At 67.3% G+C, this 9,437-nt stretch carries 8 protein-coding genes; all 8 read left to right on the top strand.

Going from position 1 to position 9,437, the window contains the following annotated elements; genetic code table 11:
- The first annotated feature begins 10 nt into the window (after nt 1–10).
- The gene (locus EL337_RS04925; RefSeq protein WP_048634976.1) at nt 11–310 is read left to right on the top strand and encodes a hypothetical protein; all 300 of its coding nucleotides are present in this window, start codon (nt 11–13) and stop codon (nt 308–310) included.
- 92 nt (nt 311–402) lie between these two features.
- Nucleotides 403–735 carry a hypothetical protein gene (locus EL337_RS04920; protein WP_048634975.1) on the top strand — a complete coding sequence of 111 codons (333 nt, stop codon included), beginning with the start codon at nt 403–405 and terminating at the stop codon, nt 733–735.
- Nucleotides 736–844: 109 nt separating this feature from the next.
- Nucleotides 845–1,144, top strand: a complete 300-nt coding sequence (locus EL337_RS04915) for a hypothetical protein (RefSeq protein WP_048634974.1) — start codon at nt 845–847, stop codon at nt 1,142–1,144.
- A gap of 159 nt (nt 1,145–1,303) precedes the next feature.
- Entirely contained in the window at nt 1,304–3,694 is a 2,391-nt protein-coding gene (locus EL337_RS04910; protein ID WP_048634973.1) for a lysylphosphatidylglycerol synthase transmembrane domain-containing protein, read from the top strand.
- A 108-nt stretch (nt 3,695–3,802) separates the two neighbouring features.
- Nucleotides 3,803–4,177: a cupin domain-containing protein gene (locus EL337_RS04905; RefSeq protein WP_048634972.1), complete on the top strand. Its 375-nt coding sequence runs from the start codon at nt 3,803–3,805 to the stop codon at nt 4,175–4,177.
- A gap of 10 nt (nt 4,178–4,187) precedes the next feature.
- Entirely contained in the window at nt 4,188–6,476 is a 2,289-nt protein-coding gene (locus tag EL337_RS04900; protein ID WP_442412721.1) for a trimethylamine N-oxide demethylase, read from the top strand.
- A 19-nt stretch (nt 6,477–6,495) separates the two neighbouring features.
- Nucleotides 6,496–7,839: a trimethylamine monooxygenase gene (locus EL337_RS04895; protein ID WP_048634970.1), complete on the top strand. Its 1,344-nt coding sequence runs from the start codon at nt 6,496–6,498 to the stop codon at nt 7,837–7,839.
- A gap of 149 nt (nt 7,840–7,988) precedes the next feature.
- Nucleotides 7,989–9,437, top strand: a complete 1,449-nt coding sequence (locus EL337_RS04890; protein ID WP_048634969.1) for an LLM class flavin-dependent oxidoreductase — start codon at nt 7,989–7,991, stop codon at nt 9,435–9,437.

Here is a 9,437-nt window from a genome sequence, read left to right as displayed (position 1 = left end):
AACAACTGAAATGAAGCACACCGCCATGTTTGCCGGCGCAACCGCCGCACTCATCGCCGCCACGGTCGGGCTGGCCGCACCCGCGAGTGCCGGGCCCGCCGGACCGGGCAGCGCCCGCCACACCATCAACGAGCTCGAGAAGCTGGGCAATCTGGTGATCGTCCAGCGGCTGTCCGACGCGCCGCTCACCCGTGCCTCCGTGGTCTCGGTGCAGCCCGGCGCTCAGATCCGCGACTCGGTCTGGAACGCCGTCGACGACGGTGACTACGCCGGCATCGGCGGGCAGGTCGTCTACGTCGCCGTCCGATAGAGGTTCCGCGTCAGTTGGGGCACCCCGTCTCGGGGTGCCCCCTCTCGTCGTCCGGTGTAACGCATCCGGCCGATGTCCACACTCCGGTTCAGATGTCCCCCAACACCGAGAGAGAAGACACCGTCATGAACATCACCACCGTCGCCACCGTCGCCGCCGGACTGAGTGCCGCGCTGATCGGTCTGGCCGCCCCAGCCGCTGCCGCCCCCACGACCGGTGGGGACGCGTTCGCGACCATCAGCATGCTCGAAGCGGAAGGCAACCGCGTCATCGTCAACCGGCTGTCCGACGTTCCGCTGGACCAGGCCGAGGTCGTCAGCGTCCACCGCGGACCCGAGATCCACATGACCGTGATGGACGAGCGCTACGACCGCACATACCAGCAGACGGCCACCGGGCACGTGTTCTACCTCGACGTCCGCTGAGCCGGAGCCCGGTGCTGCCAGCCGCCGGTCAATCTCTGCCACCGGAAATGCCGGACCGGCCCTCGCGGTTGGCACTGTCAGGATCAACAAGCGAAAAGCAGGGATCAGCATGAAGAACGTCATCGCCACCGCCGCCATCGTCTCGGGCGTTTCGGCCGCCGCCCTCGGGCTGGCCGGCACCGCCGCTGCCGCTCCGTCCGGCTCCGGGGACGCCCAGGCAACCATCAGCCAACTGGAGACGGGCGGTAACCGCGTCATCGTCAACAAGCTGGGCAGTGCGCCGCTGTCGGAGGCCGGCGTCGTCGGTGTGCGCACCGGCGGCAACGTCACGCAGTGGGTCAATGAGGGCGGCGACGACGGGCTGGAACTGGTGATCGTCGGCAAGGTCTACTACGTGACCGTCCGCTGAGCGGCGACTCGGCAGCAGGCGTGACGTAGGCCTGAGCACTGAAAAGGGGCGTCCCGGCAGGGGCGCCCCTTTTTGCGTGTACCGATTGTCACCGAACAGTCGCTATTTTGTCGGTGAGCCGATCGCGGCTCGCGGGCCTATCAGGGAGATCGTTACCGTATGCGAGTTGACGGGCAGGACGTCGCTGTCACGGGCAACCTGCTCCAGCCGTTGACCCGCCGAACCAACGACATCCTGCGCCTCACCCTGGCCGGCGTGTTCCTGGTCGTGGTGGTCACCAGCTCGCTGATCACCCGCTATGAGTGGGACGCACTGGAGCGGTCCATCTCCGGCATCGTCGGCGTCCTGAGCCCTGCCCAGTCCAACACCGTGTATCTGATCTACGGCATCGCGATCCTGGGCCTGCCGTTCTTCATCTTCATCGGGCTCATCGCCGCCAAGCAGTGGAAACTGCTCGGTGCCTATGCCGCCGCGGGAGTCATCGCGATCCTGGCGTTGTCCATCACGGGTAACGGCATCGCCGCGCCCAGCTGGCACTTCGACCTGAGCGAACGCCTCGACACGGTGCTGTCGCAGTTTCTCGACGACCCTCGGTGGATCGCCATGCTCGCCGCGGTGCTCACGGTGTCAGGACCCTGGCTTCCCGCTCGGTGGCGGCACTGGTGGTGGGCGCTGCTGCTGGCCTTCGTGCCGATTCATCTGGTCGTCAGCGCGGTGGTGCCGGCGCGCTCGCTGCTGGGCCTCGCGGTGGGGTGGTTCGTCGGTGCGCTCGTCGTCCTCGTCGTCGGCACCCCCGCACTGGAGGTGCCGCTCGACGGCGCGGTGCGGGCGCTGGCGCGTCGCGATTTCCGGGCGTCCGCGCTGAAGGTGATCCGCCCGTCCGGGCAGGGGCCGCTCGTGCTGACGGCCACCGAGGACGCGGCCGGCGACCGGGAACACAACGGCGTCGCGGTCGTCGAACTCTACGGACCGCATCAGCGTGGCGGGGGATTCCTGCGGCAGTTCTGGGTGAAGTTGCGCCTGCGCGACAGCGAGACCGCACCCATCCAGACCTCGATGCGCCGCGCGGTGGAGCACCGGGCGCTGATGGCCCTCGCCGTCGGGAACCTCGGGATGGCCAACACCACGCCGATCGCGGTGGCGCCGCTGGAGCGCGGGTGGACGATGTTCGCGCACAAGCCCGTTCAGGGCACCTCGATCGGCAACTGCGCCGAGCAGACACCGGTCACCCGGGTCTGGGATTCGCTCGGCGTGCTGCACAGCCAGCAGATCTCCCATGGCGATCTGCGCAGCACCGAGATCACCGTCGTCAACGGCACCCCACTGTTCGGCGGGTTCGCCTACGCCGAGTTCGGCGCCTCCGACGCGCAGCTGCACACCGATATCGCGCAGCTTCTGATCACCACCACCGACCTGTACGGCGCACCGAAGGCCGTCGCGGCCGCGATCACGGTCTTCGGGCACGAATCGGTACTGGCCGCATCCCGTCGCCTTACCAAAGTCGCTGTCCCCAAACGTATTCGGTCATCTGTGCGGGACGCGGGCACCGCGATGTCCACTGTCCGCGACGAGGTCAAGCAGCAGACCGGCGCAGACAAGATCAAGGCCGCGACCATCACCCGGTTCACCCGCAATCAGCTCATCCAGATGGTGCTGCTGGTCGCGCTCGTCTACGTCGCCTATCCATTCATCAGCTCGGCTCCCGCGTTCTTCTCCGAGCTGCAGTCGGCCAACTGGTGGTGGGCGCTGGCCGGGCTGGCCGTCTCGGCGCTGAAGTATCTCGGTGCGGCGGCGGCGCTGTGGGCGTGCGCCGACGGCCAGGTGAAGTTCCGGACGCTGACGATCATGCAGGTGGCCAACACCTTCGCCGCCACGACGACGCCGGCGGGTGTCGGCGGACTGGCTTTGAGCACCCGGTTCCTGCAGAAGGGGGGACTCGGCGCGCTACGCGCCACCACCGCGGTGGCGCTGCAGCAGTCGGTGCAGGTGATCACGCACATCACGCTTCTGATCGTGTTCAGCGCGGCCGCGGGTGCGTCGGCGAACCTGTCGCGGTTCGTGCCCAGCGCCACGGTGCTGTACCTGATCGCCGGCGCCGCACTCGGTGGCATCGGCGTCTCGCTGTTCGTCCCGAAGCTGCGCCGGTGGCTGGCCACCGCGGTCCGCCCGCGTCTGAAGGAAGTGCTCGACGACCTCGTCCTGCTCGCCCGTGAGCCCAAGCGCCTCGCGCTGATCGTGCTGGGCTGTGCGTCCACCACACTCGGTGCGGCGTTGGCGTTGTGGGCCAGCATCGAGGCCTTCGGCGGAGACGCCAGCTTCGTCACCGTCACCATCGTCACGATGGTCGGCGGCACGCTCGCCTCAGCCGCGCCGACGCCCGGTGGTGTCGGCGCCGTGGAGGCGGCGCTGATCGGCGGGCTGGCGGCCTTCGGGGTGCCCGCCGCCGTGGCGGTGCCGTCGGTGCTGCTGTACCGGATCTTGACGTGCTGGCTGCCGGTGTTCGTCGGCTGGCCGATCATGCGGTGGCTGACCAAGAAAGAAATGGTCTGACTCGACTCTGGTGCGGCGGAGAAACTCGTCAGTAATCTCCGCGAAACGCACCCATGGTTTCCTCCTATCAGACGATGTTTCCTCGAAAGAGATCATGCTGGAGGTCCCATGACGAGTACCACCGTTCCGCCGTTCCTGGTGACATCAGGTTTCTGGCAGACCCTGCCCCAGATGTCTCTGGAGCAGTACCCGGGCACCGAGGGCTTCATCGACGATGTCTACGCCAATCCCAATGGCGTGCCGATGTGTTCGGGCTACTTCGAGCTTCGCAACACCGATGCTCCGCTGGACTACTACTACGACTACGACGAGATGAAGGTCGTGCTGGAGGGCGAGTTCCGGCTGGAGAACGTCGACACCGGGCAAACCCAGATTGCCAAGGCCAAGGATGCGATTTTCTTTCCGAAGGGCTCACGGATCCTGTTCTCCACGCCCACCCGGGCGCTGGCGTTCTATGTCGGCTACCGCTCGTTTGCGCCCTGATCTCGTTGTAGTGGAACGCTTTCGGGTCGGCCCGGGGTCGGTGACGGCGATCAAGGTGTTCGTCGGCGACCGGCTGGAGCTCATCGACCACTACGGGCGCCAGCCCGCGGAACTGACGGTGCTCGCCTCGGACCCGCGGGCGGTCGCCATGGCGACCCCGGACTCGGCCGCGACGGTGTTGCGCCGACTGGTGCCGGGGCAGGACGAGAACGGCTACGCTGCCGCCCGTATCGTGTCGCTGCTGGCCGAACACGGCATCGATCAGCAGGACTCGCGAGCGGCGCTGCTGTTCGGACCGGACTCCGCCGCGGGCTCCCGGGTGAGCTTCGACGTCGACGGCGATGCCGTGGTGCTCGTGGCCGTACCCGCGAGCCCGATGAGTCTGGTCAGCGAGGAGCCCAACCCGCCGTCGGAGGTGTGGGTGGAGGTGCGCCGCGCCGACCCGCGCCGCGCCGAAGTCCAGGAGCTGCCCGCCCCGCTGGCCGAGCCGCTGTTCGACATGCGCATCGACGCCGCGACGGCATCGTCGTACGAGGTCAGGGCCGGCCAATTCATCCAGATCATCGACGTTGCGGGACAACAGTGTTCGGATTTTCTAGCGTTCGACGCGCGGGCGCTCGGCGACGGCTCCGAGTTCGGGCTGGACGCCACCACCACCCGCACGATCGGCGGCGGCGCCTACCCGCAGCCCGGGCTGTCCGGAAAGTTCTTCGACTCCCGCGCACGCCCACTGGTGGAGGTGGTGCGTGACACCGTGGGACGCCACGACACCTTCGCGCTCGCCTGCACGGCCAAGTACTACGCCGACATGGGCTACCTCGGGCATGTGAACTGCACCGACAACTTCAACGCCACCCTCGACCGGTTCGGCGTCGCGCCCCGGCAGGGCTGGCCGGCACTGAACTTGTTCTACAACACGGCCTTCGACGCCCAGCATCAGCTGATCTCCGACGAACCATGGTCACGCCCGGGTGACTACGTGTTGTTCCGGGCGTCCACCGATCTGGTCTGCGCCTCCTCGGCGTGTCCGGACGACATCGACCCGTCCAACGCCTGGATGCCCACGGACATCCACGTCCGCGTCTACGACTCCACCAGGAGGTTCTCTGTGGCGGTGGGACACCGGTTGACCCCGGACTCCCAGCCCGTGCTGACCAAGCCCACCGCGTTCGCGTCCCGGACCGGCGCTCTGACGACGAACTTCGCCGAATACCGGGGCTACTGGCTGCCCACCAGTTTCGACAACTACGGGCCCCACGAGGAGTACTGGGCGTGCCGTGAGCGCGTGGCCGTGATGGACCTGTCGGCGCTTCGCAAGTTCGAGGTGCTCGGCCCCGACGCCGAAGCTCTGCTGCAGGCCGGCCTCACCCGTAACATCCGCAAGCTGTCCCGCGGCCAGGTCGTCTATTCGGCCATGTGCAACGACACCGGTGGTGTCATCGACGACTGCACCGTACTGCGGCTGGGCGACAACAACTTCCGCGTCGTCGGTGGCGATCCGTACGACGGCATCTGGCTGCGCACCCAGGCCGAGCGGCTCGGGCTGCACCAGGTGTGGATCAAGGACTCCAGCGACCACATGCACAACATCGCCGTGCAGGGCCCGTCCAGCCGAGACCTGCTGGCCGACCTGATCTGGAGTCCGCCCGGGCAGCCGGCACTGCGCGATCTCGGGTGGTTCCGCTTCCTGATCGGCCGGCTCGGCGGTCCAGAGGGTGCGCCAGTGCTGGTGTCGCGCACCGGATACTCCGGCGAGCTGGGCTACGAGGTGTGGGTGCATCCCGACGATGCCGAAGCGCTCTGGGACCGGGTGTGGGATGCCGGCCGGGCATACGGGCTGGCACCGCTCGGACTCGAGGCGTTGGAGCTGCTGCGGGTGGAGTCGGGGCTGGTGGCCGCGGGCAACGAATTCGACGAGCAGACCGACCCGTTCGAGGCAGGCATCGGCTTCACGGTGCCGCTGAAGACCAAGGCCGACGACTTCGTCGGCCGGGCCGCGCTGATCGAGCGCAAGGCGCACCCACAGCGCACCCTGGTCGGGCTGCGCCTGGCCGGCAACGAGGTCGCCGCACACGGAGATTGCGTGCACATCGGCCGCTCCCAGGTGGGCGTGGTCACCAGTGGCGTCCGGTCCCCCATCCTGAACGCCAACATCGCGTTGTGCCGCATCGCCGTTCAGCACGCCGAACCGGGCACCGCGGTGGAGGTCGGCAAGCTCGACGGCCACCGCAAGCGGATTGCCGCGACGGTCACCACGTTCCCGTTCTACGACCCCGACAAGACCCGTCCCCGCTCATGACGACACCAAGGAGGAACCCATGTCCCGGACTGCAGTGATCGGAGCGGGCCCCTGCGGCCTTGCGCAGCTGCACGCCTTCGAGCTCGCTCGTCTCGACGGTGTCGACGTCGGCGAGGTGGTGTGTTTCGAGAAGCAGAGCGACTGGGGCGGGCTGTGGAACTACACCTGGCGCACCGGGCTCGACGCGCACGGATATCCGGTGCACGGGAGCATGTATCGCTACCTGTGGTCCAACGGCCCCAAGGAATGCCTGGAGTTCGCCGACTACACCTTCGACGAGCACTTCGGCGGCCCCATCCCCTCGTTCCCACCACGGGAGGTGCTCTTCGACTACATCGCCGGGCGCGCGAAGAAGAGCAATGTGCGCCAGTTCATCCAGTTCGACACGGCCGTACGCAACGTCTCCTTCGATGACACAACCCAGACCTTCGCAGTTGCGGTGGAGTCCTGCGACAGTGGCGAAAGCACGCTGCGCACCGAGTCTTTCGATCACGTCATCGTCGCGACCGGTCACTTCTCCACCCCGAACGTGCCCGAGTATCCCGGATTCGAATCGTTCCCCGGCCGCATCCTGCATTCCCACGATTTCCGCGACGCGGTCGAGTTCGCCGGCAAGAATCTGCTGATCCTGGGCAGCAGCTACTCCGCCGAGGACATCGCGCTGCAGTCCTTCAAATACGGTGCGGCTTCGGTCAGCATCGCCTACCGCAACGCGCCGATGGGATTCGGCTGGCCCGACGGAATCACCGAGGTGCCTGCGCTGCAGCATGTCGACGGTCGCACCGCGCACTTCGCCGACGGATCCCACCGCGACGTCGACGCCATCATCCTGTGCACGGGCTACCAGCACCACTTCCCGTTCATCGATCCCACACTTCGGCTGAAGACGACCAACAACCTCTATCCCGCCGGTCTCTACAAGGGTGTGGTGTGGACGGCCAACCCGAAGCTGATGTACCTGGGGATGCAGGACCAGTTCTACACGTTCAACATGTTCGACCCGCAGGCCTTCCTCGCTCGCGACGTGGTGCTGGGGAGGCTTCCGCTCCCCGACGCGGACACGATGGCCGCCGATGTGGCGGCGTGGCTGGCGAAGTACGCCGAGGTCGACAGCGTGGCGGGCCAGATCGACTTCCAGACCGACTACGTGCGCGACCTGATGACACTGTCGGACTACTCGGCGTTCGACATCGACCTGGTCCGGCAGCACTTCTTCACCTGGGAGCACGACAAGGAGGCGAGCATCACCGGCTACCGGGACAAATCCTTCGCCTCCCCGTGCACCGGCACGGTGGGTCCGCCGCCGCACACCACATGGTGGGACGAGCTCGACGACAGCCTGGCGCGCTTCCTCAAGCGCTGACCCGGGCGCCCAGACCCCGCGAAATATCATTCCGGGTCGCGATCGCGGTCGCGGCAACAGCCCGGAATGATATTTCGCGATAACTCGGCATTCCGATCGCGCTGAGACAAACCCGCGACCCGGCCGATCGGAGCGGGCACCCTTTCGCGGTGACCCGAGTGATCCGCTTCAACGCATTCGACATGAACTGCGTCGCCCATCAGTCCCCCGGTCTGTGGAAGCACCCCGAGGATCAGTCGTGGCGCTACAAGGACCTCGGTTACTGGACCGAGCTGGCCACGCTGCTGGAACGGGGGCGCTTCGACGGCCTCTTCATCGCCGACGTCCTGGGCACCTATGACGTCTACGGGGCCAGCGACGAGGCCGCGGTGCGCCAGGCCGCGCAGGTTCCGGTCAACGATCCGCTGCTGCTCGTCTCGGCGATGGCGCACGTCACCGAGCACCTCGGATTCGGGGTCACCACCGGGACCGGGTTCGAGCACCCGTACCCGTTCGCGCGGCGCATCTCCACCCTCGACCACCTCACCGGAGGGCGTGTCGGATGGAATGTCGTCACCGGCTACCTCCCCTCGGCCGCCCGCAACATGGGCCAGACCGATCAGCCGGCGCACGACGCCCGCTACGACCACGCCGATGAGTACCTCGAAGTTCTCTACAAGCTCTGGGAGGGCTCGTGGGAGGACGACGCCGTCGTTCGCGACACCGCCCGCGGAGTGTTCACCGATCCGGACAAAGTGCACCACATCGGGCATGAGGGAACGCATTTCAGCGTCCCGGGCATCCACCTGTCCGAACCGTCGCCGCAACGCACCCCGGTCATCTTCCAGGCGGGGGCGTCGCCGCGGGGTGTTCGCTTCGCGGCGGAGAACGCCGAGGCGATCTTCACCGCGGCCCCCACCAAGGCGATCCTGCGCGACAACGTCACGACGATCCGCCGCGAGCTGGAGATCGCCGGGCGCGATCCGTACGCGGTGAAGATCTTCACCCTCTCCACGGTCGTCACCGCCGCCACCGACGATGAGGCCCACGCCAGGCACGCCGAGTACCTGTCCTACGGAGATCCCGAGGGCGCGTTGACGTTCATGTCCGGATGGATGGGTGTCGACCTGGCGCGCTACGGCCTCGACGAACCTGTCGGCAACGTGGATTCCAACGCGATCCTGTCCGCGGTCGCCGCGTTCCAATCCGCCGACCCCGACGGCCGGGAGTGGCAGATCAGGGACATCGCCGAGTGGGGCAAGATCGGCGGCATCGGGCCCCGCTTCGTCGGGTCGGGCGCACATGTCGCCGACCAGCTTCAGGAGTGGGTCGACGAGACCGACGTCGACGGTTTCAACCTGGCCTACGCGATCACGCCCGGCTCGTTCGCCGAATTCATCGAGCATGTCGTCCCAGAGCTCACCGCGCGAGGCGCCTACCAGTCCGAATACGCACCCGGCACACTGCGCAACAAGCTGCTCGGCCGGGGTGACCGACTACCCGACGAGCACCGGGGAGCCCGGTACCGCGTCGGCGGGCCGCTGTCGACGATCGTCGAGCGTCCGTCCACGCTGCCGTCGTCGTCGGCCTCGGTAGCGTCACAACCGAACAGTCGTTAG

Source organism: Mycolicibacterium aurum, from assembly GCF_900637195.1.
GTDB lineage: Bacteria > Actinomycetota > Actinomycetes > Mycobacteriales > Mycobacteriaceae > Mycobacterium > Mycobacterium aurum.
Note: the sequence above shows the minus strand (reverse complement) of the source record. Positions and strands in the feature narration are given on the sequence as shown.